General features: G+C 65.1%; 27 protein-coding genes. 17 read left to right on the forward strand and 10 right to left on the reverse strand.

What is annotated here, in order from left to right; translation table 11 throughout:
• Positions 1-120 precede the first annotated feature (120 nt).
• Complete coding sequence (locus IVA88_RS10440) at positions 121-375, forward strand: type II toxin-antitoxin system VapB family antitoxin (protein WP_247497203.1); 255 nt, start codon at positions 121-123, stop codon at positions 373-375.
• Positions 376-423: 48 nt separating this feature from the next.
• On the opposite strand, the gene thpR is transcribed toward IVA88_RS10440, so the two are convergent.
• Both thpR and IVA88_RS10450 read right to left on the reverse strand, forming a co-directional pair.
• A complete protein-coding gene (thpR, locus tag IVA88_RS10445) occupies positions 424-960 on the reverse strand; it encodes an RNA 2',3'-cyclic phosphodiesterase (protein ID WP_247497204.1) in 537 nt (178 codons plus the stop codon).
• 174 nt (positions 961-1,134) lie between these two features.
• Positions 1,135-1,770 carry an arylesterase gene (locus IVA88_RS10450; RefSeq protein WP_247497262.1) on the reverse strand — a complete coding sequence of 212 codons (636 nt, stop codon included), beginning with the start codon at positions 1,768-1,770 and terminating at the stop codon, positions 1,135-1,137.
• 55 nt (positions 1,771-1,825) lie between these two features.
• Here IVA88_RS10450 and IVA88_RS10455 point away from each other — a divergent pair, with 55 nt between their 5' ends.
• The 4 genes from IVA88_RS10455 to IVA88_RS10470 all read left to right on the forward strand — a co-directional run bounded on the left by IVA88_RS10455 (position 1,826) and on the right by IVA88_RS10470 (position 6,853).
• Positions 1,826-2,548, forward strand: coding sequence for an ABC transporter ATP-binding protein (locus IVA88_RS10455; RefSeq protein ID WP_247497205.1), 723 nt, complete (start codon positions 1,826-1,828; stop codon positions 2,546-2,548).
• Entirely contained in the window at positions 2,545-5,115 is a 2,571-nt protein-coding gene (locus tag IVA88_RS10460; RefSeq protein WP_247497206.1) for an FtsX-like permease family protein, read from the forward strand. Before IVA88_RS10455 ends, IVA88_RS10460 begins: the two co-directional genes overlap by 4 nt.
• A 270-nt stretch (positions 5,116-5,385) precedes the next feature.
• The gene (locus tag IVA88_RS10465; RefSeq protein ID WP_247497207.1) at positions 5,386-6,177 is read left to right on the forward strand and encodes a Bax inhibitor-1/YccA family protein; all 792 of its coding nucleotides are present in this window, start codon (positions 5,386-5,388) and stop codon (positions 6,175-6,177) included.
• Between the two features lie 145 nt (positions 6,178-6,322).
• Positions 6,323-6,853 carry a GNAT family N-acetyltransferase gene (locus IVA88_RS10470; RefSeq protein ID WP_247497208.1) on the forward strand — a complete coding sequence of 177 codons (531 nt, stop codon included), beginning with the start codon at positions 6,323-6,325 and terminating at the stop codon, positions 6,851-6,853.
• A gap of 20 nt (positions 6,854-6,873) precedes the next feature.
• Here the strand turns inward: IVA88_RS10470 and IVA88_RS10475 are convergent, their stop codons facing one another.
• The 3 genes from IVA88_RS10475 to acnA form a co-directional block, all read right to left on the reverse strand.
• Positions 6,874-7,242 carry a DUF2794 domain-containing protein gene (locus IVA88_RS10475; RefSeq protein ID WP_247497209.1) on the reverse strand — a complete coding sequence of 123 codons (369 nt, stop codon included), beginning with the start codon at positions 7,240-7,242 and terminating at the stop codon, positions 6,874-6,876.
• A 620-nt stretch (positions 7,243-7,862) separates the two neighbouring features.
• The gene (locus IVA88_RS10480) at positions 7,863-8,639 is read right to left on the reverse strand and encodes a DUF1223 domain-containing protein (protein ID WP_247497210.1); all 777 of its coding nucleotides are present in this window, start codon (positions 8,637-8,639) and stop codon (positions 7,863-7,865) included.
• A 234-nt stretch (positions 8,640-8,873) separates the two neighbouring features.
• Positions 8,874-11,594 carry an aconitate hydratase AcnA gene (acnA, locus tag IVA88_RS10485; RefSeq protein WP_247497211.1) on the reverse strand — a complete coding sequence of 907 codons (2,721 nt, stop codon included), beginning with the start codon at positions 11,592-11,594 and terminating at the stop codon, positions 8,874-8,876.
• A 240-nt stretch (positions 11,595-11,834) separates the two neighbouring features.
• Between acnA and ccmA the strand changes: the two genes are divergently transcribed.
• The 5 genes from ccmA to IVA88_RS10510 all read left to right on the forward strand — a co-directional run bounded on the left by ccmA (position 11,835) and on the right by IVA88_RS10510 (position 14,951).
• Positions 11,835-12,437, forward strand: a complete 603-nt coding sequence (gene ccmA / locus IVA88_RS10490) for a heme ABC exporter ATP-binding protein CcmA (RefSeq protein WP_247497212.1) — start codon at positions 11,835-11,837, stop codon at positions 12,435-12,437.
• Between the two features lie 232 nt (positions 12,438-12,669).
• Positions 12,670-13,338, forward strand: coding sequence for a heme exporter protein CcmB (ccmB, locus tag IVA88_RS10495; protein WP_247497213.1), 669 nt, complete (start codon positions 12,670-12,672; stop codon positions 13,336-13,338).
• Positions 13,339-13,414: 76 nt separating this feature from the next.
• Positions 13,415-14,188, forward strand: coding sequence for a heme ABC transporter permease (locus IVA88_RS10500; RefSeq protein WP_247497214.1), 774 nt, complete (start codon positions 13,415-13,417; stop codon positions 14,186-14,188).
• Positions 14,185-14,370, forward strand: a complete 186-nt coding sequence (ccmD, locus tag IVA88_RS10505; protein WP_247497215.1) for a heme exporter protein CcmD — start codon at positions 14,185-14,187, stop codon at positions 14,368-14,370. Before IVA88_RS10500 ends, ccmD begins: the two co-directional genes overlap by 4 nt.
• The gene (locus IVA88_RS10510) at positions 14,367-14,951 is read left to right on the forward strand and encodes a DsbE family thiol:disulfide interchange protein (protein ID WP_247497216.1); all 585 of its coding nucleotides are present in this window, start codon (positions 14,367-14,369) and stop codon (positions 14,949-14,951) included. The genes ccmD and IVA88_RS10510 overlap by 4 nt, the downstream gene beginning before the upstream one ends.
• A gap of 104 nt (positions 14,952-15,055) precedes the next feature.
• On the opposite strand, the gene IVA88_RS10515 is transcribed toward IVA88_RS10510, so the two are convergent.
• Together IVA88_RS10515 and ftsY are read right to left on the reverse strand one after the other, a co-directional pair.
• Entirely contained in the window at positions 15,056-15,658 is a 603-nt protein-coding gene (locus tag IVA88_RS10515) for a septation protein A (RefSeq protein WP_247497217.1), read from the reverse strand.
• Between the two features lie 3 nt (positions 15,659-15,661).
• Positions 15,662-16,609, reverse strand: coding sequence for a signal recognition particle-docking protein FtsY (ftsY, locus tag IVA88_RS10520; protein WP_247497218.1), 948 nt, complete (start codon positions 16,607-16,609; stop codon positions 15,662-15,664).
• Between the two features lie 60 nt (positions 16,610-16,669).
• Between ftsY and IVA88_RS10525 the strand changes: the two genes are divergently transcribed.
• Both IVA88_RS10525 and IVA88_RS10530 read left to right on the forward strand, forming a co-directional pair.
• Positions 16,670-17,371: an RNA pseudouridine synthase gene (locus IVA88_RS10525; RefSeq protein WP_247497219.1), complete on the forward strand. Its 702-nt coding sequence runs from the start codon at positions 16,670-16,672 to the stop codon at positions 17,369-17,371.
• 116 nt (positions 17,372-17,487) lie between these two features.
• Entirely contained in the window at positions 17,488-18,597 is a 1,110-nt protein-coding gene (locus tag IVA88_RS10530; RefSeq protein WP_247497220.1) for a DUF2336 domain-containing protein, read from the forward strand.
• A 4-nt stretch (positions 18,598-18,601) separates the two neighbouring features.
• On the opposite strand, the gene mtaB is transcribed toward IVA88_RS10530, so the two are convergent.
• Complete coding sequence (gene mtaB / locus IVA88_RS10535) at positions 18,602-19,855, reverse strand: tRNA (N(6)-L-threonylcarbamoyladenosine(37)-C(2))-methylthiotransferase MtaB (RefSeq protein ID WP_247497221.1); 1,254 nt, start codon at positions 19,853-19,855, stop codon at positions 18,602-18,604.
• Positions 19,855-20,730, reverse strand: coding sequence for a diaminopimelate epimerase (gene dapF, locus IVA88_RS10540; RefSeq protein ID WP_247497222.1), 876 nt, complete (start codon positions 20,728-20,730; stop codon positions 19,855-19,857). The genes mtaB and dapF overlap by 1 nt, the downstream gene beginning before the upstream one ends.
• A gap of 222 nt (positions 20,731-20,952) precedes the next feature.
• Between dapF and IVA88_RS10545 the strand changes: the two genes are divergently transcribed.
• Both IVA88_RS10545 and IVA88_RS10550 read left to right on the forward strand, forming a co-directional pair.
• A complete protein-coding gene (locus tag IVA88_RS10545) occupies positions 20,953-21,681 on the forward strand; it encodes a GyrI-like domain-containing protein (protein ID WP_247497223.1) in 729 nt (242 codons plus the stop codon).
• Positions 21,682-21,686: 5 nt separating this feature from the next.
• Entirely contained in the window at positions 21,687-22,409 is a 723-nt protein-coding gene (locus tag IVA88_RS10550; RefSeq protein ID WP_247497224.1) for an SIMPL domain-containing protein, read from the forward strand.
• A 159-nt stretch (positions 22,410-22,568) separates the two neighbouring features.
• On the opposite strand, the gene IVA88_RS10555 is transcribed toward IVA88_RS10550, so the two are convergent.
• Positions 22,569-23,633, reverse strand: a complete 1,065-nt coding sequence (locus IVA88_RS10555) for an MBL fold metallo-hydrolase (RefSeq protein WP_247497225.1) — start codon at positions 23,631-23,633, stop codon at positions 22,569-22,571.
• A gap of 330 nt (positions 23,634-23,963) precedes the next feature.
• Here IVA88_RS10555 and ffh point away from each other — a divergent pair, with 330 nt between their 5' ends.
• The 3 genes from ffh to rimM all read left to right on the forward strand — a co-directional run bounded on the left by ffh (position 23,964) and on the right by rimM (position 26,482).
• Complete coding sequence (ffh, locus tag IVA88_RS10560) at positions 23,964-25,511, forward strand: signal recognition particle protein (RefSeq protein WP_247497226.1); 1,548 nt, start codon at positions 23,964-23,966, stop codon at positions 25,509-25,511.
• An 86-nt stretch (positions 25,512-25,597) separates the two neighbouring features.
• On the forward strand, positions 25,598-25,930 hold the full coding sequence (gene rpsP / locus IVA88_RS10565; RefSeq protein WP_007598827.1) for a 30S ribosomal protein S16: 333 nt from the start codon (positions 25,598-25,600) through the stop codon (positions 25,928-25,930).
• Between the two features lie 9 nt (positions 25,931-25,939).
• Positions 25,940-26,482: a ribosome maturation factor RimM gene (gene rimM, locus IVA88_RS10570; RefSeq protein WP_247497227.1), complete on the forward strand. Its 543-nt coding sequence runs from the start codon at positions 25,940-25,942 to the stop codon at positions 26,480-26,482.
• Positions 26,483-26,562 lie beyond the last annotated feature (80 nt).

Genomic DNA, 26,562 nt, shown 5'->3' on the forward strand with positions numbered 1-26,562 from the left:
GACGGGCGGAAATTGCAATGGCATATTGGCGCAAGGGGCGTATGCGCTTACCCTTGTCCCCGTCGGTGCGCGCAGATGATTGATATATCAGAGAGTTAAGCGGCTCTTTGAGGTTCTGACATGGCTCTTAGTATCGAGGACCCCGAGACCGAGCATCTCGCGTGGAGACTGGCGCAACTCACCGGCGAGACCGTTGTGGTCGCGACGAAGCGAGCTATCGAGGAGCGGCTTAGCCGGATCGACAATCAGCATCGCAAGACTACTCTCTTGGACGATATGGCCGCGATCCGCCGACGCTGGAGCGAGTTGCCTGTGCTAGCCGAGCAAACGCCAGACGAAATCGTTGTCTATGACAAACACGGATTGCCATTCTGACGCGATAGACGCCACCCGCCATATGGCTCGCGTTCTTCCGAGCCAAGCTCACTCACACAGCTCGTAGGCGTCTTCGACCACATACGGGCCGCCGCCGGTTGAGGCGCGGGACGAGAACAGCACGAAACGTTCGGCCGTGAACGCCTTGCTGGGAAAATAGCCGCGCAGCGAGAGATAATCGGCGACGTCACGGTCGGTGGCGTCGTGCAGCCGAGCCAGCGTGACATGCGGGATGAACTTGCGGCCTTCAGGGTCGAGGCCGATCCGCTGCATCAGGCGCTCGAGCTCGGCCTGCAATTCCATCAGCGGCTTGCTCGGCACGATGGTCGCGACCACCGCACGCGGCTTGCGCCCGCCAAAACTGGTGAGGCCCTGCACCTTCACCTCGAACGGCTTGCGATCGACGCGAAACAGCATCGAGGCGATTTCGTTGGCGGACATGCCGTCGATATTGCCGATGAAACGCAGGGTGACGTGGTAATTTTCGGGATCGATCCAGCGGGCGCCGGGAAGGCCGCCCCGCAAATTGGAAAGCGACTGGCCGATCTCGGCCGGAATTTCCAGACCAGTGAACAAACGCGGCATCGTTTCGCACTCCCGATGCTTGGGCATGATCCCGGGGAAAGACCATATCCAAATTTTAGAGCCGGCGACGAATCACCGGTACCCTAATTCCTATCGCAGTTGTGTGACCCTGCGAAGCATCGCGCGCCTCACCCCGGTAAAACCCTGGGAATTGCGGTCGGCGCTGCCTGCTTTTCAACGCCGTTGCTCGCTTATCGTGCCAAGGAATGCCTCAACCGTGGGCAAGATATTCTTGACGATGATGTCGACGCCGGGCGCGGTCGGATGAATGCCGTCAGCCTGGTTGAGCTTGGCGTCGGCCGCGACACCCTCAAGGAAAAACGGATAGAGCGGTACGTCGAGTTTTTTCGCCAGATCCGGATAAATCGAATTGAAGCGCGCGGCGTAATCCGCGCCGTAATTCGGCGGCGCCAGCATGCCGCACAGCATCACCGCGATCTTGCGCGCCTTGAGGCGCTGGACGATCTCGGTCAGCGCAGTGCGCGTCAGGTCGGGATTGATGCCGCGCAGCGCGTCGTTGGCGCCGAGCTCGATGATCACACCGTCGGTTCCGTCAGGGACCGACCAGTCGAGCCGGTCACGGCCACCCGAGGAGGTGTCGCCGGACACCCCGGCATTGGTCATGGCGACCTCTATGCCTTTGTCCTGCAAAGCTTTTTGAAGCTTTATGGGGAACGCTTCCTGGGCCGGGAGGCCAAGACCGGCGCTTAGGGAATCGCCGAGAACGACAAGCCTGACCGGTTTTGTCGCTTGCGCCCATGCCGGATTTGCGACCGTCATCAAAGCGAACATCAACACGGCTATGTGCATGAACAATCCGTAACGCCTCTCGACCGCGCGTGCGGAGTTGCCATATGACCGGACCATGGACACTCGCATCTCTTCCTCTTCGCTCGCCGACAGCTCGGCGGATACCATCGCCATCTCCAACGTCAATCTGTCATTGGGTACGGGCGCGGCACGCGTTCACATTCTCAAGGATATCAGCTTGCGCGTCGGCCGGAGCGAGACGATTGGCCTGATCGGCCCGTCAGGCTCGGGCAAATCCACGCTGCTGATGGTGATGGCGGGGCTGGAGCGTCCTGATAGCGGAGAGGTGGTGGTCAGCGGCACGCCTTTCAATGCCCTCGACGAGGACGCGCTGGCCCGCTTCCGCGGCCGCCAGGTCGGCATCGTCTTCCAGTCCTTCCATTTGATTCCGACCATGACGGCGCTGGAGAACGTCGCCGTGCCGCTCGAGCTCGCCGGCAATCCCGACGCCGCCAAGCGCGCGGCGCAGGAACTGCAGTCGGTCGGGCTCGGCGACCGTCTGCATCATTATCCGACGCAGCTGTCCGGCGGCGAGCAGCAGCGCGTCGCGCTCGCCCGCGCGCTGGCGCCCGATCCCGCGATCCTCGTTGCCGACGAGCCGACCGGCAATCTCGACGAAGCCACGGGACAACAGATCGTCGACCTCCTGTTCAGCAAGCATGCCGAGCGCGGCATGACGCTGGTGCTGGTCACGCACGATTCCTCGCTGGCGCATCGCTGCGATCGCGTGATCCGCCTGCGCTCCGGGCGCATCGACACGCAGTCGACGCCGGCATGAGCGCTGCTGCCGAACCGTTCGGGAGGCCCAACGGCGTCGCGCTGTCGCTGCGCTACGCGCTGCGCGAATTGCGCGGCGGCCTGCGCGGTTTCTACGTCTTCATCGCCTGCATCGCGCTCGGCGTGATGGCCATTGCCGGTGTCGGCTCGGTTTCGGCCAGCCTGAGCGACGGCCTCGCTCGCGAGGGCCGCACGCTGCTCGGCGGCGACGTGTCGTTCGTCCTGTTTCAGCGCGAGGCAAAGCCGGAGGAAGTCGCCTTCCTGCGTTCGCGCGGCACCGTCTCAAGCGCCGCCACGCTGCGCGGCATGGCGCGCTCGGCCGATGGCAAGCTGGCGCTGGTCGAGATGAAGGCGGTCGACGACACCTATCCGATGCTGGGCCAATTGACGCTGGCGCCGCCGCTGCCGATGTCCGACCTGCTCGCGGAACGCGATGGCGCGTTCGGCGCGGCCGCCGATCCGACGCTGCTGGCGCGGCTCTCGCTCAAGACCGGCGACCGCGTCACCATCGGGTCTGCGACGTTCCAGATCCGCAGTGCCGTCGAAGCCGAGCCCGACAAGCTCGCCGGCGGCATCGGCTTCGGCCCGCGCTTCCTGATCAGCGAGGCGGGCCTGCGTGCCACCGGCCTGATCCAGCCCGGCAGCCTGGTGCGCTGGGTCTACCGGGTGAAGCTGCCGGAGATCGCAAATAGCGAGCGCGCCACCGACGCCTTCATCGCGGATGCGCGCAACGCCGCGCCGCAGGCCGGCTGGGAGGTCCGCAGCCGCTCCAATGCCTCGCCGCAGCTCGAGCGCAACATCAACCGCTTCACGCAGTTTTTGACGCTGGTCGGCCTCGCCGCGCTGCTGGTGGGCGGCGTCGGCGTCGCCAATGCCGTCAAGGCCCATATCGACCACAAGCTCGAGGTGATCGCGGCGTTCAAGGCCGTCGGCGCCACGGGGCGCGACGTCTTCGGCATCTATCTCGCGCAGGTTCTCCTGCTCGCCGCGATCGGCTCGGTGATCGGCCTTGCGCTCGGCGCCGCCATGCCGTTCGCGATCGTCGGCCTGTTCGGCAAGCTGCTGCCGCTGCCGGTGGTGCCGGCGGTGCATGCCGACGAGCTCGCGCTGTCGTTCGTCTACGGGCTGCTCACTGCGCTTGCCTTCGGTCTGTGGCCGCTCGGGCGCGTGCACGACGTGCCGGTGGCCGCACTGTTCCGCGACACCATCAGCAACGAATGGCACCGGCCACGCTGGAGCTACCTCGTTTTCATGGCTGTCGTGGTCGCGCTGCTCATTGCGGTCGTGATTGGGTTGTCCTTCGACAAGCGCATCGCCGCGGTGTTCGTGGCCTCCTCCGTCGTCGTGTTCGCGCTACTCCGCGGCATTGCCGCCCTGCTGATGACGATCGCACGGCGGCTGCCGCGCACGCGGTGGCCGATGCTGCGACTCGCGATTGCCAACATTCACCGGCCGGGCGCGCTGACGCCCTCCGTCGTGCTGTCGCTCGGGCTCGGACTCGCGGTGCTCGTCACCATTACCCAGATCGACGGCAATCTACGCCGGCAGTTCCTGGCGGCACTGCCCGAGCACGCGCCATCGTTCTTCTTCATCGACATTCCGAGCACGCAGGCCGAGCAGTTCGACTCATATCTGCGCCAGCTCGCCCCCGGCGCGAAGGTCGAGGACGTGCCGATGTTGCGCGGGCGCATCGTGGGAGCCCGTGGCGTCCGCGCCGAGGAGCTCAAGCCCAGCACCGATTCCGAGTGGGTGCTGCAGAGCGACCGTGGCTTGACCTATACCGCCGAGCTGCCGAAAGGCTCCAAGGTGGTCGAGGGCGAGTGGTGGAGCGCCGATTATACCGGCCCGCCACTGGTTTCGATGGAGAAGAAGATCGCGGACGGGCTCGGCCTCAAGCTCGGCGACGAGGTCGTGGTCAATATCCTCGGCCGCGACATCCCCGCGAAGATCAGCAATCTGCGCAGCATCGACTGGCAGGGGCTCGGCATCAACTTCGTCCTCGTGTTCTCGCCCAACGCCTTCAAGGGCGCGCCGCATACCCACATCGCGACGCTGACGGAAGCCGGAAGCGATGCGACCGGCGACGGCAAGATCATCAAAGAGGTCGCTGACGCCTATCCGATGGTGACGAGCGTACGCGTACGCGAGGTGATGGAGACGGTCGGCTCGGTCGTGACCAACCTTGCGCTGGCAATCCGCGGCGCCAGCGCGGTGACCCTGATCTCGGCGATCCTGGTGCTCGGCGGGGCGCTGGCCGCCGGCCATCGCCACCGGGTCTACGATGCGGTGATCCTCAAGACCCTGGGCGCGACCCGGCTGCGGCTGCTCGGCGCCTATGCGCTCGAATACCTCCTGATCGGACTCGCCACCGCTTTGTTCGGTGTTTTCGCCGGCAGCGTCGCGGCCTGGATGATCGTGACCCGGCTGATGACCCTCACTTTCGTCTGGCAGGCCGGCAGCGCCGCCGGCGTCGTCGCGGCCGCGCTGGTCGTCACGGTCGGGCTCGGGCTCGCCGGCACGCTCCTGGCCTTGAACAAAAAGCCCGCCACGGTGTTGCGGAATTTGTGACAAATGGTAGCGGGCCGCTGCGGCGTGTCGGAATCGCACGATTCCAGCGATTAACCACGTCCGCTCGTCTGGATTGCAGGTAAGGGCGACATTCAGCCGCGCGTGGACGGTTGCGGCGAATGTGTTAGTTTCCCACATATCGAATGGGTTCGGAGCCCCGATTGTTAGCCAAAATTTAGTCGGCAGACATCGGTATCCGAGATAGAGTTTGACGAACCGGCGGCATGGCGACCCTCATGCCGGACCGGACCAACCAACGGGAATTCGACCATGTCGGACCTAGACCGTAACTACGCTTCTCCTTTCGGCAGGGCCGCCGGGCGTGTTGACGCCGCGACGGTCGACGCCGGCCTGCGCGCCTACATGCTGCGCATCTACAACTACATGAGCATTGGCCTCGCCATCACCGGCCTCGCCGCGCTCGGCGTCTACATGGCGGCCGTGACTGACGTTCCGACCCCGGAAGCCGTCCGCGTCGGCAAGCTGTTCCTGACGCCGTTCGGCTACGCGATGTTCGTCAGCCCCCTGAAATGGCTGTTCATGCTCGCGCCGCTCGCGATGGTGTTCGTGATCTCGGCAGGCATCAACCGTCTCGCGCCCTCGACCGCCCAGATCCTGTTCTGGGTATTCGCAGCGCTGATGGGCATCTCGCTGTCCTCGATCTTCCTGGTGTTCACGCACACCTCGATCGTGCGGGTGTTCTTCATCACCGCGGCCACCTTTGGCGCGCTCAGCCTCTACGGCTACACCACCAAGCGTGATCTGACCGGAATGGGATCGTTCCTGTTCATGGGCCTGATCGGCATCATCATCGCGAGCCTGGTGAATTTGTTCCTGGCAAGCTCGGTGCTGCAGTTCGTCGTGTCGGTGGTCGGCGTGCTGGTGTTCGCGGGCCTCACCGCCTGGGATACCCAGCGGCTGAAGAACGACTACATCTACGGCTACGCCTCGGCCGGCGGTGACATCGCAGAGCGCGCGGCCATCACCGGCGCGCTGTCGCTGTACCTGAACTTCATCAACCTGTTCACGCTGCTCCTGCAGCTCCTCGGCCAGCGCGACTAAGCGCCAGCCCAGAGCGAACGACACGAGCCCCGGCCGAAAGGCCGGGGCTTTTGTTTGAGCCTTTACGTCACGCCGGGGCTTGTCCCGGGCATGACGTATGCGGGAACAGCGTTGCTCATCGCAGCGCCCCTGCTATCTTTGACCTATGTCCGCACCCGAAATCAGGCCCACCCTTGAGGCCGACCTTCCCGCCATCACGGCCATCTACCAGCAGGCCGTCCGCGAGGGCACCGCGACCTTCGAGCTGGAGCCGCCCGACCTTGCCGAGATGACGCGCCGCTACCGCACGCTGGTCGATGGCGGCTATCCCTATTTCGTCGCCATCCTCGACGGCCGCGTGGCCGGTTATGCCTATGCCGGCGCCTACCGGCCGCGGCCGGCCTACCGCTTCACGGTCGAGAACTCGATCTATCTCGACCCGTTCTTCCACCGCCGCGGCGTCGGCCTGTTGCTGCTGGAGCGGCTGATCATCGAATGCGAGGCACGCGGCTTCCGCCAGATGATCGCGGTGATCGGCGATTCCGCGAACGCCGGCTCAATCGGCGTGCACACCAAGGGCGGCTTCAGGATGATCGGCACGCATCCCAGCGTCGGGCTGAAATTCGGCCGCTGGCTGGACACGGTGATGATGCAGCGCGAGCTCGGCGAGGGCGCGGGTACGGTGCCGGAGAAGTAGGGTCGCTAGCGAAACCGCGGTCAGACCACCGCCAACTTGCGATCGATCACCAAGAGCACGCGCTCGAGTTCGTGGCCGCGACGCAGGATAAGACCCGTCGCCGAGATCACGCTGTACATGCCCTGCTTGCGCGCGAGGCGCGGATCCTTCTCGATACGATAGATCGGCACTTCCGAGGCGCGGCGATAGACCGAGAACACGGCACGATCCCTCAGGAAATCGATGGCGTAGTCGCGCCACTCGCCGTCAGCGACCATACGGCCGTAGAGATTGAGAATACGGTGCAACTCGAGCCGGTTGAACGTCACCCGGCCTAGTTGCGCATTCGCAGCGGCTGGGCGCGCCGCCGCGCGCTGTTCGCTCGGATCGGCATCCTCCGACAGACTCATAGCCCGCCTCCTGTCGCATCAGCATGACCGCGTCCGCGAAGACCGTCCCCGGAACCGCGGATCATGACAGTTGCATGATCGCGCCAACTGTTCCCCACCGCAAGGGCCCTCGAAAGGACTCATGGAACCCGGCTCAAATCCGCACACGCAGCGGTGGAACTCTGTCGCGGCAAACCGTCACGGGATCGTTAGCAGGAATCATAGTGTCGCCGCTTTTCTGCCAAGCGACTGCCGCCCTGCATTGCGAAAAGACCTATGTGCGTTGACCCGGTCCTTTCGGTTCCGGATTCCTCAGCCCCCAGCCCCCCGGGGTCGTCAGGATCGGGTCTGTTCGCACGACAAGGAGGGCCAACGCAAGTTGGTCCTTTTTTGTTGCGTAGGGTTTGTTTGTGTCGGGATGTTTCTGCCCGACGAACTCCTCCCCACCACCGCGCAAACTTTCTCCCCTGATCCTGAGGAGCCGCGTTCTTCGCGGCGTCTCGAAGGATCGAGGCCGGGCTGCATCAGCCGGGCCTGCATGGTTCTCGCGGCGATGCGCAGCATCGTCCGCCACGCGCGCAAGGGCGCGCTCCTCACCATGAGGGTTGAGAGCGAGTACGACTCTTAGAGAGAGAATCGAATCAGTGCAGCGAGGTGTACGCCGCGCCCAGCATCGGGCCCGGCTTTTCGCGGCTGCCGTCCTGGACATAGACCACAGCGCCGTCGACGCCCTCGCGCGTGAGGTTCTCGAGCGGCACCGTCCAGCTTTCCGGACGGCCGGTCCAGTCGCCGACCTTGAGCAGGTTGCGCACCACGTTGTGATAGATGACCTGCTGTCCGCGATTCTCGCCGCGGCTGATCGCGATCGGCACCGATTTCGCGATGGAGCAGATCCAGACTTCGCCATGCGAAGCCGTCGGCTCCTTGCTCGCGGCCACCGAGACGTTGATCTGCTTGCCCGCGAGCGACATCGTCACCGGCACGCTCATCACGCCCGTGCCCTTGTCGGTCCTGCCGATCGCATTTTCGATGCCGGTGCGGTCGCTGCCGATGACATGCGTGGAGCCATTGACCACGACCTGCGGCGTGTAGACTTCGCGGTCGCCGCGCATGCGCGAATAGGCACGCTGCCGTGCAGAGAAGCGCGAATCGGCCAATGTGTCCTTCCAGCCGAGATAATCCCAATAGTCGATGGGCATGCTCAGCGCGATGATCGAGGGATCGCTGGAGAGGTCGCCGATGATCTTGTCGGCCGGCGGGCAGGAGGAGCAGCCTTGCGAGGTAAACAATTCGACAACGGCGCGGGGATCAGCCTCGGCAGGACGAATGACGGCGACGATCGCACAGAGACCAAGTGCTCCCGACCAGAGGGCACCGGACCAACGCGAAACCAGATGAGAAGCCGTCATTGTTGTCATGTCGAACGCCGCACACCATTGCTCGTGAGAGGGGGAAATCTTACCGCCGGATGGTCACCGTAGTCTTACGGGGCTCACACATTCGTCCGTTCCAGAAAACCGCCAAGTCGAGGTTCTCTGCCGGACCGGCCCATCTGAAGCCTGCCGCAAACGCGCGAAGGCGGCCTTGTGATAGGCCGCCTTCGTGTAACCTACTACTCACTTCGCAGTGAGCCATTGTTCACAAATCCGCGCTTACGCCGCGAGCTTGCGCAGCACGTAATGCAGGATGCCGCCATTGCGGTAGTATTCGAGTTCGTCCAGCGTATCGATGCGGCAGAGCAGCGAAACGCGCTGCAGCGAACCGTCGCCGGAGACGATCTCCGCGGTCAGCTTCTGGCGCGGCTTCAGGTCGCCGATGAGGCCGCGCAACGTGACCTTCTCGTCGCCCTTCAGACCGAGCGACGACCAGGAGGTGCCATCCTCGAAGGTCAGCGGCAGCACGCCCATGCCGACCAGATTGGAGCGGTGAATGCGCTCGAAGCTCTGGCAGATCACGGCGCGCACGCCGAGCAGACGCGTGCCCTTCGCGGCCCAGTCGCGCGAGGAGCCGTTGCCGTATTCGGCGCCCGCGAACACCACCAGCGGCACCTGCTCCTGCTGGTACTTCATCGCGGCGTCGTAGATCGACATCTGCTCGCCGTCGGGCCAGTGCTTGGTGAGGCCGCCTTCCGGAATATTGCCGTCGGCGCCCTTCAGCATGAAGTTCTTGATGCGAATGTTGGCGAAGGTGCCGCGCATCATGACTTCGTGGTTGCCGCGCCGCGTGCCGTACTGGTTGAAGTCGGCCGGACGCACCTGGTGCTCGCTGAGATATTTGCCCGCGGGCGAGGTGAGCTTGATCGAACCGGCCGGCGAGATGTGGTCGGTGGTGATCTTGTCACCGAACATGGCGAGGATGCGTGCCTCGACGATGTCGGTGACCGGCTCCGGCTCCTTCTTCATGCCTTCGAAATAGGGCGGGTTCTGCACATAGGTCGAGCTCATGTTCCAGCGATAGGTCTCGCTCTCGACCGTCTTGATCTTGCGCCAGTTGGTGTCGCCCTTGAACACGTCGGCATACTTCTTCTTGAAGATCGACGCGGTCACGAACTTCTTCATGAAGGCGTTGATCTCCTTTGTCGTCGGCCAGATGTCCTTCAGGTAGACCGGCTTGCCGTCCTTGCCTTCACCGAGCGGCTCGAGGGCGAGGTTCTTGGTGACGGTGCCCGCGAGCGCGTGGGCGACCACGAGCGGCGGCGAGGCGAGATAGTTCGCCTGCACGTCCGGCGAGACGCGGCCTTCGAAGTTGCGATTACCGGAGAGCACGGCAGCCGCGACGATACCGTTGTCGTTGATCGACTTGGAGATCTCCTCGGGCAGCGGACCGGAATTGCCGATGCAAGTGGTGCAGCCGAAGCCGACCAGGTTGAAGCCGACCTTGTCGAGATCGGCCTGCAGACCGGAATCGGCGAGATAGGCTGCCACCACCTGGCTGCCCGGGGCGAGCGAGGTCTTCACCCACGGCTTTGCCTTGAGGCCCTTCGCGGCGGCGTTACGCGCCAGAAGACCGGCGCCGATCAGCACGCTCGGGTTCGAAGTGTTGGTGCAGGAGGTGATCGCTGCGATCACGACGTCGCCATGGCCGATGTCGAAGTTCTTGCCGTCGACGGCAAAGCGCTTCCCTGGTTCCTCGGCCTTCTTGTATTCACTGGCGAGGGCGAGCGAGAAGCCCTCGGCCACGGACGGCAGCGCGATGCGGCCTTCCGGGCGCTTCGGACCGGCCATTGATGGCACGACGTCACCGAGGTCGAGCGTCAGGGTCTCCGTGAACACCGGATCGGCCGACTTGGCGGTGCGGAACAGCCCTTGCGCCTTCGCATAGGCCTGCACCAGCGCGACCCGCGCCGAGGCGCGGCCGGAGGTCTTGAGATAATCGAGCGCGGCGGCATCGACCGGGAAGAAGCCGCAGGTCGCGCCGTATTCGGGCGCCATGTTGGCGATGGTTGCCTTGTCGGCGACGGAGAGATGGTCAAGCCCGGGGCCGAAGAACTCGACGAACTTGCCGACGACGCCGAGCTTGCGCAGCATCTGCGTGACTGTCAGCACGAGGTCGGTCGCGGTGACGCCTTCCTTCATCGCGCCCTTCAGCTTAAAGCCGACGACGTTGGGCAGCAGCATCGACAACGGCTGACCGAGCATGCAGGCTTCCGCCTCGATGCCGCCGACGCCCCAGCCGAGCACGGCGAGACCGTTGACCATGGTGGTGTGGGAATCGGTGCCGACCAGCGAGTCGGGATAGGCGACCTCGAAGGTGCCGGTCTTCTTGCCGACCGTCATCTTCTCCTTCTTGGTCCAGACCGTCTGGGAGAGATATTCGAGATTGACCTGATGGCAGATGCCGGTGCCGGGCGGCACGACGGAGAAGTTCGAGAACGCCTTCTGGCCCCACTTCAGGAACTCGTAGCGCTCCTGGTTCTGCTTGTACTCCTCGGTGACGTTCTTGCCGAAAGCCTTGTTGTCACCGAAGAAGTTCACGATCACGGAGTGGTCGATGACGAGATCGACCGGCACCAGCGGATTGATCTTCTCGGCGTCGCCGCCGAGCTTCTGCATCGCGTTGCGCATCGCGGCGAGATCAACCACGGCCGGCACACCGGTAAAATCCTGCATCAGCACGCGCGCCGGGCGGAAGGCGATCTCATGCTCCAGTGACTTCTTGCGCAGCCACTTCGACACCGCGACGATGTCCTCCTTCTTGACCGAGCGGCCGTCCTCGTTACGGAGCAGGTTCTCGAGCAAAACCTTCATCGAGTAGGGGAGTTTCGAAATTCCCTTCAGACCATTCTTCTCGGCCGTGGGCAGGCTGTAATAGACATAGGTCTTGGCGCCGACCTTGAGGGTCTTTTTGCATTTGAAGCTGTCGAGCGAGGTCATGTAGGAAATCCCAATTGTTAGTTATACCCGGCAGGGTATTTTAACCCGTCAGCGTAGGCAGGCTGAGTCGCTTGCAGGGGCAGGTTAAGTTGCTGCATCAAGTAGTTCCGGGCTTATAGAAGCTTTCTAACCGCGCCGCCACAGCCACAATCGTGCCGCAGCAATTCGCGAGCCAAAAATTCCCATGCGCTACCCCAAGATTTCCTGAGGCCTGGCTTGAGCGGATTGATACGAGGCAAAATGCAGCTTTCCGGACGCGGGGTGATTTGCGTGCGGGGCGGGCGCCACGTGTTTTCCGGGCTCGATTTCGAGGCCGGCGCCGGCGAAGCCGTGGCGGTCGTGGGCCGCAACGGATCGGGCAAGACGTCGCTGCTGCGGCTGATCGCGGGCCTGCTCATTCCGGCGGGCGGCACGATCGCGCTGGACGGAGGCGATGCCGAGCTGACGCTGCCGGAGCAATGCCACTATCTCGGTCATCGCGACGCCCTGAAGCCTGCCCTGAGCGTGGCGGAAAACCTGGCATTCTGGGCCGATTTCCTGGGCGGAGAGCGTTTGGATGCCGGCGAGAGCCTCGCCACCGTCGGCCTCGATCATGCCGCCCATCTTCCCGCCGCCTTCCTGTCCGCCGGCCAGCGCCGCCGGCTCTCGCTGGCCCGCCTGCTGACCGTCCGCCGACCGCTCTGGCTGCTGGACGAGCCGACCTCGGCGCTGGATGTCGCCGGCCAGGACATGTTTTCCGGATTGATGCGCGAGCACTTGGCGCGCGGCGGCCTGATCATCGCCGCCACCCACGCCCCGCTCGGGATCGATTCGCGGGAGCTGCGGATCGGGGGGATGGGGTGAGACGGGCCGACCCTCAGGTTTTCGAGCGGCAAAGCTCCGCTCTCACAGCAGGGACCCAGCGGTCGCCGCGGGCTCCCTCGCCTCTCCCGCGCGCGGGAGAGGTCGGCGCGCAGCGCCGGGTGAGGGTTCTCTCCTCTGTGGGAGTCTTCGTTGTCGAGACACCCTCTCCCCAACCCCGCCCCGCAAGCGGCGGAGGGAGCCCACCGCCCTTGGGGCACAATGGAGCCCCCTCATGAGCGCCCTGTCTGCCCTCATTCGCCGGGACATCCGGATCGCGCTCCGCGTCGGCGGCGGGGCGTTGATTGGCGTGCTGTTCTTCCTGACCGTGGTGGTGCTGATGCCGTTTGCGGTGGGGCCGGATCTGGCACTGCTGTCGCGGCTCGGGCCGGCGATCCTGTGGCTCGGCGCGCTGCTGGCAAGCCTGCTCACGCTGGACCGGCTATTCATGGCCGACCACGAGGACGGCTCGCTCGACCTGATCACGATGAGCCGGACCCCGCTGGAACTCGCCTGCGCGGCGAAGGCGCTGGCGCATTGGCTGGCCGCCGGCCTGCCGCTGATCGTCGCAACCCCCGTGCTCGGCCTGCTGCTCAACCTCGACATGGTCGCGACCGGCGCTGTGGCGCTGACGCTGCTCGCCGGTACCCCGGCGCTGACGTTTACGGGAATGATCGGCGCGGCGCTGGCGGTGACGCTGCATCGCGGCGGGCTGCTGATGGCCGTCCTGGTGCTGCCGCTGTCGATTCCGGTGCTGATTTTCGGGGTCGCAGCGTCGCAGGCGGTGATCGTCGGACCCATGACGTTCGGCGCGCCGTTCTCGATCCTGTGCGCGCTGTCGCTGGTCAGCCTCGTGGTCGGCCCGTTCGCGGCGGCGGCGAGCCTGAAGCATGGACTGGATTGACCTTGACCCCGATCAACTTTCGCTGCGGACATTCGTGCTGATTGCGTGAGCAGGCCCCGGTGATTATCAGGATACCATGACGCTGATCGACCTCGCCAACCCCACACGGTTCCTCGCGCTGACGGCACGGGTACTGCCGTGGCTTGCGGCCGCGACAATCATCCTGCTCGCGATCGGGCTCTACCAGTCTGCGACCGCGCCCGACGACTATCAGCAGGGCGCGACGGTGAAGATCATGTTCATCCACGTGCCCAATGCCTGGCTGTCGATGTTCGTGTGGGGCGTGATGAGCCTCGCCTCGCTCGGCACGCTGGTGTGGCGGCATCCGCTCGCCGACGTCGCCGCCAAAGCCGCAGCTCCCATCGGCGCCGCCTTCACTTTTCTCGCGCTGCTGACGGGATCGCTGTGGGGCCGGCCGATGTGGGGCACCTATTGGGAGTGGGACGCGCGGCTGACCTCGGTGCTGATCCTGTTCCTGATGTATCTCGGCCTGATGGCGCTGTGGCGCGCGGTCGACGATCCCTCCCGCGCGGCGCGCGCCGCAGCCGTGCTGACGCTGGTCGGCGCCATCAACCTGCCCATCATCAAGTTCTCGGTCGATTGGTGGAACACGCTGCACCAGCCGGCGTCGGTAATGCGCATGGGCGGTTCGTCGCTCGATCGATCGTTCCTGATTCCGCTGCTGGTGATGGCGATTGCGTTCACCCTGCTGTTCGTCACGCTGCATATCGCGGCGATGCGCAACGAGATTTTGCGCCGCCGTGTCCGCTCCCTGCAGATGATGCAGGCGAGCCGCGTAGCGTTTTCTGGCGAAGTGGGGGCATCGAAAGAGGTCGGGGCCACATCATGAGCATCTCGCTTGGCCCCTACGCCTCCTTCATCGTGACGTCCTATGCCGCGGCCGCCATCGTCGTCGGAATCCTGATCGGCTGGATCGTGCTCGACTATCGCAGCCAGACGCGGCGCCTGCGCGAGCTCCACCGCAGTGGCGTCACGCGCCGCTCGGGCCGCAACGCGACGGATACACCATGAGCGATCAATCGACCTCCGCTCCGCCGCAACGCCGCACCTTCTTGATGGTGCTGCCGCTGATCGCCTTCATCGCCTTGGCGCTGCTGTTCTGGTTCCGGCTCGGCAGCGGCGATCCCTCGCGGATCCCTTCCGCGCTGATCGGACGTCCCGCGCCGCAAACCATGCTGCCGCCGCTCGAGGGATTGCAGGCGGACAACGCGCAGATCCCCGGCCTCGATCCCGCTGCGTTCAAGGGCAAGGTCAGCCTTGTCAATGTGTGGGCGTCCTGGTGCGTGCCGTGCCACGACGAGGCGCCGCTCCTGACCGAATTGGCGAAAGACAAGCGCTTCCAGCTCGTCGGCATCAACTACAAGGATGCCGCCGACAATGCACGGCGCTTCCTGGGGCGCTACGGCAACCCGTTCGGCCACGTCGGCGTCGATGCCAACGGCCGCGCCTCGATCGAATGGGGCGTCTACGGCGTGCCGGAGACTTTCGTCGTCGGCCGCGAAGGCACCATCGTCTACAAGCTGGTGGGGCCGATCACGCCGGACAATCTGCGGACGGTGTTGTTGCCGCAGATGGAGAAGGCGTTGAAATAGTCACCGTCATTGCGAGGAGCCCTTGCGACGAAGCAATCCAGACTGTCTCCGTGGAGGGATTCTGGATTGCTTCGCTTCGCTCGCAATGACGAGCGGAGAAAACCCTACCCCTTCCGCACATCCCCCGCCTCGGCCTCGCTCGCTTCCAGCGACGCCGGTTCGAGGTGATAGCGCTTGGTCAGCGGCATCTGGGCGATGGCGAAGACCATGGTCAACGGGGTGACGCCGAACACCTTGAAGTTGACCCAGAAGTCCGTGCTCTGGGTGCGCCAGACCATCTCGTTCAACACCGCCATGCCGGCGAAGAACAGCGCCCAGCGCAGCGTGAGGATACGCCAGCCCTGCGGCGTCAAATTGAACATCTGGTCGAACATGACCGCAATGAAGGAGCGGCCGAACAACAGGCCGCCGCCGAGGATCACGGCGAACAGGGCGTAGATGATGGTCGGCTTGAGCTTGATGAAGGTCTCGTCGTGCAGCACCAGCGTCAGCGTGCCGAACACCAGCACGATCACGCCGGTCACAATGGCCATGATCGGGATGTGCCGCGTCACCACATAGGAAGCGATCATCGCTGCGACGATCGCGACCATGAAGGCGCCGGTCGCGGCAAACAGATTGAACTTCGCATTCACGAAGAAGAACACGAGCAGCGGGCCGAGCTCGGTCGCAAGCTTGAACAGCGGATGTGGCTGGGTCTTGTCCATTCTTCAGCTTTCGATTCCGGCAATCGCACGGGCGAAATCACGCGCGGTGAACGGCGCGAGATCATCGACGCCTTCGCCGACGCCGATGAAATGCACCGGCAGTTTGAATTTCTCCGCGAGCGCCACCAGAATGCCGCCGCGGGCGGTGCCGTCGAGCTTGGTCATCACGAGACCGGTGACCCCGGCGGTGCGATGGAAGGCCTCGACCTGCGATAGCGCGTTCTGGCCGACGGTGGCGTCCAGCACAAGCAGCACCGCATGCGGCGCAGTGTCGTCCACCTTGCGGATGACGCGCACGACTTTTTCGAGCTCGTTCATCAGCTCGGCCTTGTTCTGAAGCCGCCCGGCGGTGTCGATCAGGAGCACGTCGGTGGCCTGCTCCTTTGCCGCCGTGAGCGCGTTGAAGGCGAGGCTCGCCGAATCCGAGCCTTGCGCGCCTGCTATGACCGGCGTCCTGGTGCGCTCACCCCAGACCTTGAGCTGCTCGATCGCTGCGGCGCGAAACGTGTCGCCGGCGGCAAGCATCACCTTGCGACCTTCGGATGCGAATTTCTGCGAGAGTTTTCCGATGGTCGTGGTCTTGCCGGAGCCGTTGACGCCGACCACGAGGATGACGAAGGGCTTCTTGCCGGCATCGATCTCGAGCGGTTTTGCCACCGCTGCCAGCACCTTCTCGACCTCGGTCGCGACGACGTCCTTGACCTCGTCCGCCGAGATCGCCTTGTCGTAGCGCCCCGTGCCGACGGCGTCCGCGATCCGCACCGCGACCGAGGTGCCGAGGTCGGCGCGCAGCAGCACGTCCTCGATGTCGTCGAGCATGGCGCGGTCGAGCTTGCGCTTGGTGACGAGGTCGGCGACCGCGGTCCCAAGCGAGGACGAGGTGCGCTTCAGCCCGTCGGACAGGCGCCGCCACCAGCTCAGCTTGGGGGTCTCGGGGGTGGTATCGTTCATGGTGGCGGTGTGTTAGCCGTTCCGGCTCCCAAACGAAAGTCTTGACCGAAAGTCCTGCAATTGCTCGATGTTCCCGAATTGACCGCCGACGAAATCTTAGGCCGCGTGCTCCATCGCGACGGATTGATGCTGGTCATCGACAAGCCGGCCGGCCTGCCCGTGCATCGCGGCCCCAAGGGCGGCGCCAATCTGGAAACCTCCTTCGACGCGCTCCGTTTCGGCCTGCCGCGGCCGCCGGTGCTGGCCCACCGGCTGGACAAGGACACCTCCGGCTGCCTCATCCTCGGCCGCCATCGCAAGGCGACCGCCTCGCTCGGCCTGCTGTTCAAGCACGGCAAGATCGGCAAGACCTACTGGACCCTGGTCGAGGGCGGTCCCACGGAGGACGAAGGCACCATCGACATGCCACTCGGCCGGCTCAATGCCGAACGTGGCTGGTGGCAGAAACCGGATCCCGAGGGCCAGAAGGCCGTCACCACCTGGAAGGTGATGGGCCGGGGCAACGGCCTGACCTGGCTCGCCATGGAACCGGTGACCGGGCGGACCCATCAATTGCGGGTGCATTCGGCCGCGACCGGATGGCCGATTTTCGGCGATAACATTTACGGCAACGGCCCGCGCTTCGGCGAGCCGAAGCTGCACCTGCATTCCCGCGAGATCGTGGTGCCGATCTCCCGCAACAAGGAGCCGGTCCGCGTCGTAGCCCCGGCACCGCCCCACATGCACGAGCGGCTCCGCGCCTGCGGGTGGAACGGAGAATAGTGCCCGACCATGCTCAGTCCCGGGGCATGGTTTACGAAACGTTCAGTGCTCGTCCCTAATGATAGCGGTTGCTTAGAACAAGCTTCCGTCAATCTGCTCAGGACGAGCTGCGCGTCATGTCCACGGCCAGGTTATCGATCATCGACGAGGTCGAGTCCGCGCTTCGGACAGGCTCCGCGGAAAAGGGCCTGGCAACCGCCCGCCGCGTCACTGACCTGTTCCTGTCCTCCGCCGGCAGTTTCGACGACGAGCAGATCGCACTGTTCGACGACGTGCTCGATCGCCTGATCGGCACCATCGAGCTCCGCGCCATCGCGGACATGGGCGCGCGCGTTGCGCTCGCCGAGATCAGCGCGCAGCTCGCGCCGATCGCGCAGGCGCCGCCATCGGTCGTTCGCCGACTCGCCAACAATGACGAGATCCGCATCGCCGGTCCCGTGCTGCAGGAATCCGCGCGCCTCGACGATGGCGAGCTGGTGCAGATCGCCTCGAGCAAGGGCGAGCCGCATCTGCTCGCGATCGCCGGCCGCTGGTGGCTGAAGGAGATCGTCAGCGATGCATTGCTGGCGCGGCGCTATCCCAGCGTCAGCCGGCGGCTCGCCGCCAATCCCGGCGCGCGCGTGTCCGGAAACGGATTTGCCGTCATCGTCGGACAGGCCGAGGCCGATCCCGAGCTCGCTGTCAGCGTCGGCGTCCGCGTCGATTTGCCCTCGGACCTGCGCCGTCAATTGCTGCGCTCGGCGACGGATGCCGTGCGGACCCGCCTGTTGTCGCGCGCGCCGCCGCATCTGTTCGAGGAGATCCAGAGCGCGATCGCCGCCGTCACCGTCGGTGTCGAGCGCGAGATGTCGGGTGTCCGCGATTTCGAAGGTGCCAAGCGCGCCGTCGCAAACCTCAAGGCGGCCGGCCAGCTCAGCGAGGCGACGCTGCTCGGCTTCGCCACGCAGCGGCGCTACGAGGAGACCGTCGCGGCCCTGGCGGCGTTGTCCGGATCGACCGTCGAAGTGATCCGCCCGCTGATGCAAAGCCTGCGCGACGACGGCCTGCTGGTGCCATGCAAGGCGGCGCAGCTCAGCTGGGAAACCACCGCCGCCGTGCTCGAAAGCCGCTTTGCGACGGGCGCCATGAAGCCGGCGGACCTCGCCAAGACGCAAGGTCATTTCGCCCGCATGACACCGGAGAATGCACGGCGGACGCTGCGGTTCTGGCAGATACGGGCGTTGTAGGCGGCTAGGCTCTCAGCCGCGCGCCATCACTGCTAAGGATCCGCAGCGGCACGACCCTTCCCACCTCTTCGCCCGCAATCGCCACCGGCAGATAATGCTCCGTGCGCCCCTGCCCATCGCTCTCGATCAGCACCTCACGCGTGGCGCCGATCTCGGTTTGCAGCCGCTGCTGCAATGCCGCTTCGCCCGCCGCACGTAGCCGCTTCGCACGGTCCTTGATGACCGGCCCCACGACCTGCGGCATTCGCGCGGCCGGCGTGCCGGGGCGCGGCGAATAGGGGAAGACGTGCAAGAAGGTCAGGCCGCACTCCTCGACCAGGCCGAGCGAGCGCGAGAACATCGCCTCGGTCTCGGTCGGAAAGCCCGCAATGATGTCGGCACCCAGCGCGATATCCGGACGCAGGCGGCGGACCTGGTCGCAGAACGCGATCGCATCCTTGCGCGAATGCCGGCGCTTCATGCGCTTCAAGATCATATCGTCGCCGGACTGCAGCGACAGGTGCAGATGCGGCATCAGCCGCGAATCCTCGGCGATCGCATCCAGCAGATCGCTGTCTGCCTCGATCGAATCGATCGAAGAGATGCGCAGGCGCCTCAGCTCCGGCACATGCCGCAAGATCTGCTTCGTCAGCATGCCGAGTTTCGGCGCGCCCGGCAGGTCAGAGCCGTAACTGGTGAGGTCGACGCCCGTCAGCACGATCTCGGCATGGCCGCGCGCGACCAAGGCCCGCACCTGATCGACCACGGCGCCCATCGGCACCGAACGCGAATTGCCGCGCCCGAACGGGATGACGCAGAAGGTGCAGCGATGGTCGCAGCCGTTTTGCACCTGCACGAACACGCGCGGCAGGCCGCCCGCAAAACCGTCGATGAGATGCGGCGCCATCTCCTTCACCGCCATGATGTCGCTGACTGCGATTTTTTCGCTCGCACCGAGATCGAAGGCCGCACGCGCCTCGCGCCATGCGGACGACCGCATCTTGTCGTCATTGCCGACGACGCGATCGACCTCGGCCATGTCAGCGAACATGCCGCTCTGCGTCTGCGCGGCGCAACCGGTGACGACGATGCGCGCTCCCGGCCGCTCGCGCTTCAGCTTGCGGATCGACTGGCGCGCCTGCGCCACTGCCTCGTTGGTGACGGCGCAGCTGTTGATGACGATGGTGTCGGAGAGCCCCGCGCCTTCGGCCTCGCGGCGGATCACCTCGGCCTCGAAGGCATTGAGGCGGCAGCCGAAGGTGACGATGTCGACCGCCATTACCCGACCGGCGCGAACAGCGCCGGATCGAAACGGCCTTCATATTCGAAGGTCGCCGTGCCCGTCATCAGCACGTGACCGTCGCGCTCGCGCCATTCGATCCCGAGCTTGCCGCCGGGCAGCGTGATCTCGACATTGCGCTCGGCGCGCTTCAGCCGCGCCGCCGCGACGGCCGTGGCGCAGGCCGCCGAGCCGCAGGCCCTGGTCAGGCCGGCGCCGCGCTCCCAGGTGCGGATCGTGATGTGGTCGCGATCGACGATATGGGCGAGCGTGATGTTGGCGCGCTCGGGGAAGATCGGATGATTTTCCAGCAGCGGACCGAAACGCTCGAGATCGTAGGCGTTGACGTCGTCGACCCAGAAGATCGCATGTGGATTGCCCATGCTGACCACCGAGGGCGAATGCAGGATCGGATTGTCGATCGGGCCGATCTGCAATTCGATGTAGCGGGTATCGCGGAATTCCTGGTCGAGCGGAATGTCCTGCCAGCCGAACTTCGGCGCGCCCATGTCCACCGTATAAAGATCCGGCGCCGGACCCTGCCAGGCATTGAGCAGGCCCGCGGCCGTCTCGAACGTTGCCGTGGTCTGGCCGGTCTTCTCGAAGAGGCGCCGCACAACGCAGCGCATGCCGTTGCCGCAGGCGCCGGCCTCGGAGCCGTCATTGTTGTAGATGCTGATGAAAGCTTCGGTGCCGTCGAAGCGCGGCTTCTGCAGCACCATGAGCTGGTCGTAGGGCACGCCGCCTTGCGCCGATGCCACCGCGCGGGCATCGGCCGGGGTGACCGGCGCGGCGGAATCGCGCATGTCGACAACAACGATCTCGTTGCCGATGCCGTTCATCTTGGCAAATGCGTGGTTGGCCAGCGCGCTCATGAAAAGTCCCGAATTTCGCCTGCCTTATATGGCGATCCTGACCGGCTTGGCCAGTGATTTGCCGCCCATAGCCATGACGCATCTGTCATGGGACGAATTCGGCGCTCGCGTGTTAGAACGGCGAAATTCGTGCGATCCGGGACATGCGGCCGGGTTAGGGCCAAGGGGACGAAGGCCTTCGGGGCGCAAGGCCTTGGCGGATAAGCTCTTGGGGAGAACAGAATGAGTCGTTTTTGTCGCATTGCTCTGGCCGCGCTGATCCCGGCAGCGGCCCTGTCGTTTGGTCTGTCCGCCTCGCTGGCCCAAACCCCGAGCCCGGCGCCAGCCGCATCGGCAAGTCCCTCTTCGACAAGTCCCTCGCCGGCCGCAAGCGCCTCCCCTGCTGCAACGCCCGCGCCTGCGGCGTCGCCCTCGCCCGCAGCCAGCGCCTCACCGAGCCCGACTGCACCGCCACCCGCTGCCGCCGCGACGCCGGCTCCCGTTCAGACCGCCGATCCCTTCGGCCAGGAGACCACGCTCGAGCCCAAAAAAGTCGTGATGGTCAAGGGCACCGCCAATTGGGACTCGGCCTTCGACACGCTGATCGACGCCTTCAAGGCGCTGAACACGCTGCTGGACAAGCAGGGTATCAAGCACGCCGGCAATTCGATGATCGTCTACACCTCCACCGACGACACCGGCTTCACCTTCCTCGCCGAGATCCCGGTCGATCAGGATCCGCAGAAACTGCCCAAGGACATGAGCGTCGGTAAATCGCCGGAGGGCAAGGCGCTGAAATTCGTCCATCGCGGCTCCTACGACAACATGGACAACACCTATGAGGCGATCACCAATCACCTCGACGACAAGAAGCTCGAAGCCAAGGACACTTTTATCGAGGAATACCTCACCGATCCCCTGAAGACGGCCGAGGACAAGCTCGTGATCAATGTGTTCGTGCCACTGAAGTGAGACCAATGAACAAGCCTGCCGTCCTTTTTACTTCCCTTTTTACTTCCCTTGCCGCCGCTACGCTGCTGGCAACGGCCGCGCGCGCCGACGATTTCCCGTCCGCGATTACGGTGAGCGGCGAAGCCACCGTTTCCGCAGCACCCGATCTCGCGCAGATCGACGCCGGCGTTGGCAACGACGCCAAGTCGGCGAAGGAAGCCTCCGACGCCAACAACGCCGCGATGGGCAAGGTGCTGCTGGCGCTGAAGAGCGCGGGCATTGACGAGAAGGATTACCAGACCTCGCGCCTGTCGCTGCAGCCGCAATACGGCCAGAACAAATCCACCGGCGCCTCGCCCGTGGTCGGCTTCCGCGCATCCAACCGCGTCACCGTGAAGATCCGTGACGTCACCAAAGTCGCCGCCATCATCGATACGCTGGTCGGCGCCGGCGCCAACGACATCGGCAACATCTCCTTCGAGGTGACGCAGGCCTCAAGACTGCTCGACGATGCCCGCGAGAAGGCGCTCGCAGACGCCCGCCGCAAGGCGGAGATCTACGCCAAGGCCACCGGCGTCACCTTGGGAGCGCCGCTCAGCATCTCCGAGGGCGGCGCCCCGATGCCGCTGTTCAAGGGCCGCATGGCCGCAGCTCCCATGGCCGCGCCGCAGGCCGCCGTTGCGCCGGGCGAAGAAACGCTGTCGGTGACGGTGAATGTGAGCTGGGCGATCAAGGCAAAAGAGCAATAGTGTCGTGTCCCGGACGCGCTGCAGCGTGCAACGCTGCTGCGCAGAGCCGGGACCCAGGAAGCCAACGGCACGTGCTGCTGCATGGGCCCCGGCTCTGCAGCGCACCGTCGAAGAGACGCTGCGCTGCGTCCGGGGCACGAGCAGAGTGCGCGGAGAGAGCTAAATCTCCACCACCTGCCCGGGCCTCATCGCCACAAATCGCTCCTGCGGAATCTTCGCAGCATCGAGCGCCTCGACCAGTGCCTTGGCCGGCGCATCGATCGCCTCGTCGGTCAGCTGGAACGTGCCGTGGTGATGCCCGAGCGCGGCTTGCGCGCCGCAATCCCCTAGCGCCTTCACCGCGTCTTCCGGGTTCATGTGCTGATCGCGCATGAACCAGCGCGGCTCGTAGGCGCCGATCGGGAGGATCGCGAGACGCAATGGCCCGTGCTTCTCGGCGACGCGGCGGAAATGCGTGCCGTCGCCGTAGCCGGAATCGCAGACCACGTAGACCTTGCCCGCCGGCGTCTCCAGCACGAAGCTCGCCCACAGCGCCTTGTTGCGATCGAACATGCCGCGCGCCGACCAGTGCCGCGTCGGCACCAGGGTCGCGGCGATGCCGCCGCCGAGCTCGACGCGATCGTGCCAGTCGAACGCTTCCGCCTTGATCGTCGGATCGGTGCTGCGCATCGTGACGTCGTTGCCGAGCGGGGTCACCACGCGCGGGCCAAAATTCTTGGCCAGCCGCGACAGCGTCGGCATGTCGAGATGGTCGTAATGTCCGTGCGAGACCAGCACGGCATCGATCTTCGGGAGCTTGTCGAAGGCGATGCCGGGGTCGTTGTGCCGCTTCGGGCCGGCGAAGCTGACGGGCGAGACCCGCATCGACCAGACGGGATCGACGAGGATGTTGACGCCGCCGGTCTGGATCAACCAGCTGGCGTGGCCGACGAAAGAGAGCCGTACCTTGTTGCCATCGACGCGGTCCGGCGGGGTGTCGGCATGGGGACTCGGCGCCCAATCCGGCCAGGTCGCCCGCTGCCGTTTGCCGCCAAACTGCCAGCGCAGGACCTCGCGAAGCGATTTTGGCGGCGCGCCGTCCGGATCGAAGAAGTTCAGGCCGTCGAAATGGTCGGAGACCGGGCCGTCATAGGTTTTCATGCGGGACATCCAAAGGGAGGGCACGCCGACCAAAGCGCCGGCCCCGGCGAGCAGTCCGAAAAGGCGGCGGCGGGTGATCGGCAAAGGCGGGCTTCAGGGTTGGTCGGAGGGGTGGCGCATTAACCCTGTCATATGGGCTGGGCGGGAGGAAAAGGAACCCGCGGCCGAAAGGGCCATGTTTTCAGTGGCTTGCGTCGGTAATGGTGCCCAGCCCCCCGAACTTTCCTTGACTTTTGGGCGTCGGCGGCGTTTAACCCCGCCACTTTCTCGGAAAGGCTTTCTTTTCGACCCGCCCACTGGCCCCGGAGGCCAGAGGCCAACGCCCGACAGCGCTGTGCGCCCTCGGGCGTGAAGGTGTTTGGATTTCTGCTCCCTCCCCCGCGCATGCGGGAGAGGTGAAAAAGGGCAAGTGCATTGTTCGACAATCTGTCGGAACGGCTTGGCGGCATTCTCGATCGTCTGACGGGGCGCGGTGCGCTGACCGAAAAGGACGTCGACGCCGCGATGCGCGAGGTGCGCCGCGCGCTGCTGGAGGCCGACGTCGCGCTCGAAGTGGTGCGCAGCTTCACCGAGCGGGTCCGCGAGCAGGCAATCGGCGCCACCGTCGTCAAGTCGGTGACGCCGGGCCAGATGGTGGTCAAGATCGTCCATGACGAGCTGATCAACACCCTCGGCGCCGAAAGCCAGACCATCGACATCAATTCCGTGCCGCCGGTTCCGATCATGATGGTCGGTCTGCAAGGCTCCGGCAAAACCACCACCACCGCAAAGCTCGCCCGTCGCATGGTCCAGCGCGACAAGCGCAAGGTGCTGATGGCCTCGCTCGACATCTACCGTCCCGCGGCGATGGAGCAGCTGGCCGTACTGGGCCGCGACCTCGACATTCCGACGCTGCCGATCGTCGCCGGCCAGCAGCCGGCTCAGATCGCGAAGCGCGCGCTGGAGGCCGGCAAGCTCGGCGGCTACGACGTCGTGCTGCTCGACACCGCCGGCCGCACCACGCTCGACGAAGAGATGATGGCGGAAGCAGCAGCGATCAAAGCCGCCGCCAATCCGCATGAAGTGCTGCTGGTGGCAGACAGTCTCACCGGCCAGGACGCCGTCAACCTCGCCCGCGCCTTCGACGAGCGCGTCGGCCTCACCGGCATCGTGCTCACGCGTGTGGACGGCGACGGCCGCGGCGGCGCCGCGCTGTCGATGCGCGCCGTCACGGGCAAGCCGATCAAGCTACTCGGCACCGGTGAAAAGACCGATGCGCTGGAGGATTTCCATCCCGACCGTATCGCCGGACGCATCCTCGGCATGGGCGACGTGGTCTCGCTGGTCGAACGCGCTGCCGCCAACATCGATGCCGAAAAGGCCGCGCGCACCGCCGAGCGGATGCGCAAGGGCCAGTTCGACCTCAACGACATGCGCGAGCAGCTGTTGCAGATGGCCAATATGGGCGGCATCAGCGGCCTGATGGGCATGATGCCCGGCATCGCCAAGATGAAGAACCAGATCGCGGCCGCCGGCATCGACGACAAGATCTTGAAGCGCCAGGTCGCGGTGATCGATTCCATGACGCGCGACGAGCGCCGTCATCCCGATTTGCTCAAGGCCAGCCGCAAGAAGCGCATCGCCGCAGGTTCCGGCCAGAGCGTCGAGCAGGTCAACAAGCTGCTCAAGATGCACCGGAACATGGCCGACATGATGAAGGCGATGGGCTCGGGCAAGCGCGGTCCGCTCGCCGGTATCGCGCAGGCAATGGGCTTTGGCGGCGGCATGAAGCCGCCTTCGCCGGAAGAGATGAAGGCGCTGCAGGAGAAGATGCAAGGTGGCGGCGGACAAGGTCTGCCCAGCCTGCCGAAGGATTTGCCGGCGGGTCTGCGCACCGGCCTGCCGAACGTTCCCGGCCTGACCGGGCTGAGCGGCAAGCCGATGCTTCCGGGGCTCGGCGGGTTCCCCGGCAAGAAGAAATGAGGAATTCGTCGCGCGGGTCGTAGGTGTCCCGCGCGGCGCGAAAATACCAATCAACCGAACAAACTGTACTTTTAAGGAGAACCAAGATGTCCGTCGTTATCCGCCTCGCCCGCGCAGGCACCAAGAAGCGCCCCGTCTATCATGTCGTCGTCGCCGATTCGCGCTTTCCCCGCGATGGCCGCTTCATCGAGCGTCTCGGCTATTTCAACCCGCTGCTGCCGAAGGACAACGAGACCCGGCTGAAGCTCGACATGGACAAGGTGAAGGCCTGGCTCGCCAAGGGCGCACAGCCGTCCGACCGTGTGTCGCGGTTCCTCGACGCGGCCGGCGTCAAGAAGCGCGAAGTGCGCAACAATCCGGAGAAGGCCGTGCCGCGCAAGGAGCGCAAGGCGCAGGCCGAAGCCGCCGCGAAGGGTTAAGGCCAGATCATGCCGGCGCTGGTCTGCGTCGCGCGGATCGGCGCCGCGCATGGTGTGCGCGGCGCGGTCAAGCTGTGGACTTTCACTGAAGATCCCTTTGCCGTGCAGCGCTACGGTCTGCTCTCGTCCAAGGACGGCAAGCGCCAGTTCGAGGTCGCGCAGGCGCGTGAGGCCAGGGATCATCTGGTTGCGACGTTCAAGGGCGTCACGACCCGCGACGAGGCCGAACGGCTCAACGGCATCGAGCTCTACGTCGCGCGCGAAAAGCTGCCCGCGACGGACGAGGGCGAATATTACCACACCGATCTGATTGGGCTCGCTGCCGTCACCACGGCGGGCGATGCGCTCGGCCGCGTGCTCGCGATCCATAATTTCGGCGCGGGCGACATCATCGAGATCACTCCGCCCAAAGGCACCACGCTGCTGCTGCCGTTCACGGACGCGGTGGTGCCAGAGGTCGATCTTGCCGGCGGCCGCGTCGTGATCGCGCTGCCGCAGGAGATCGAGGGCGACGACAAGGACGAAGGTCCCTCCTCGGGACGGGGCCCATAACCACTACGCGTAGTTTTGGTTAAGCTGGTAGCGCCGATCATCGCAAAACGAACTGCGGTGGCTATGGGTCACGGCCTTCG

Origin of the sequence: Bradyrhizobium sp. 149, assembly GCF_023073915.1 — a bacterium.
GTDB lineage: Bacteria > Pseudomonadota > Alphaproteobacteria > Rhizobiales > Xanthobacteraceae > Bradyrhizobium.

Coding starts and splice junctions, on each gene's coding strand:
- IVA88_RS10465 (WP_247497207.1), top strand. CDS start 5,386: ATGTCGGACCTAGACCGTAACTACGCTTCTCCTTTCGGCAGGGCCGCC.
- IVA88_RS10475 (WP_247497209.1), bottom strand. CDS start 7,242: ATGAGTCTGTCGGAGGATGCCGATCCGAGCGAACAGCGCGCGGCGGCG.
- acnA (WP_247497211.1), bottom strand. CDS start 11,594: ATGACCTCGCTCGACAGCTTCAAATGCAAAAAGACCCTCAAGGTCGGC.
- IVA88_RS10440 (WP_247497203.1), top strand. CDS start 121: ATGGCTCTTAGTATCGAGGACCCCGAGACCGAGCATCTCGCGTGGAGA.
- IVA88_RS10515 (WP_247497217.1), bottom strand. CDS start 15,658: ATGGACAAGACCCAGCCACATCCGCTGTTCAAGCTTGCGACCGAGCTC.
- IVA88_RS10510 (WP_247497216.1), top strand. CDS start 14,367: ATGAGCGATCAATCGACCTCCGCTCCGCCGCAACGCCGCACCTTCTTG.
- IVA88_RS10500 (WP_247497214.1), top strand. CDS start 13,415: ATGACGCTGATCGACCTCGCCAACCCCACACGGTTCCTCGCGCTGACG.
- ccmA (WP_247497212.1), top strand. CDS start 11,835: ATGCAGCTTTCCGGACGCGGGGTGATTTGCGTGCGGGGCGGGCGCCAC.
- rpsP (WP_007598827.1), top strand. CDS start 25,598: ATGTCCGTCGTTATCCGCCTCGCCCGCGCAGGCACCAAGAAGCGCCCC.
- IVA88_RS10530 (WP_247497220.1), top strand. CDS start 17,488: ATGTCCACGGCCAGGTTATCGATCATCGACGAGGTCGAGTCCGCGCTT.
- ftsY (WP_247497218.1), bottom strand. CDS start 16,609: ATGAACGATACCACCCCCGAGACCCCCAAGCTGAGCTGGTGGCGGCGC.
- ccmD (WP_247497215.1), top strand. CDS start 14,185: ATGAGCATCTCGCTTGGCCCCTACGCCTCCTTCATCGTGACGTCCTAT.
- IVA88_RS10460 (WP_247497206.1), top strand. CDS start 2,545: ATGAGCGCTGCTGCCGAACCGTTCGGGAGGCCCAACGGCGTCGCGCTG.
- thpR (WP_247497204.1), bottom strand. CDS start 960: ATGCCGCGTTTGTTCACTGGTCTGGAAATTCCGGCCGAGATCGGCCAG.
- IVA88_RS10480 (WP_247497210.1), bottom strand. CDS start 8,639: ATGACAACAATGACGGCTTCTCATCTGGTTTCGCGTTGGTCCGGTGCC.
- IVA88_RS10450 (WP_247497262.1), bottom strand. CDS start 1,770: ATGCACATAGCCGTGTTGATGTTCGCTTTGATGACGGTCGCAAATCCG.
- mtaB (WP_247497221.1), bottom strand. CDS start 19,855: ATGGCGGTCGACATCGTCACCTTCGGCTGCCGCCTCAATGCCTTCGAG.
- ccmB (WP_247497213.1), top strand. CDS start 12,670: ATGAGCGCCCTGTCTGCCCTCATTCGCCGGGACATCCGGATCGCGCTC.
- rimM (WP_247497227.1), top strand. CDS start 25,940: ATGCCGGCGCTGGTCTGCGTCGCGCGGATCGGCGCCGCGCATGGTGTG.
- IVA88_RS10455 (WP_247497205.1), top strand. CDS start 1,826: ATGGACACTCGCATCTCTTCCTCTTCGCTCGCCGACAGCTCGGCGGAT.
- dapF (WP_247497222.1), bottom strand. CDS start 20,730: ATGAGCGCGCTGGCCAACCACGCATTTGCCAAGATGAACGGCATCGGC.
- IVA88_RS10470 (WP_247497208.1), top strand. CDS start 6,323: ATGTCCGCACCCGAAATCAGGCCCACCCTTGAGGCCGACCTTCCCGCC.
- IVA88_RS10545 (WP_247497223.1), top strand. CDS start 20,953: ATGAGTCGTTTTTGTCGCATTGCTCTGGCCGCGCTGATCCCGGCAGCG.
- IVA88_RS10550 (WP_247497224.1), top strand. CDS start 21,687: ATGAACAAGCCTGCCGTCCTTTTTACTTCCCTTTTTACTTCCCTTGCC.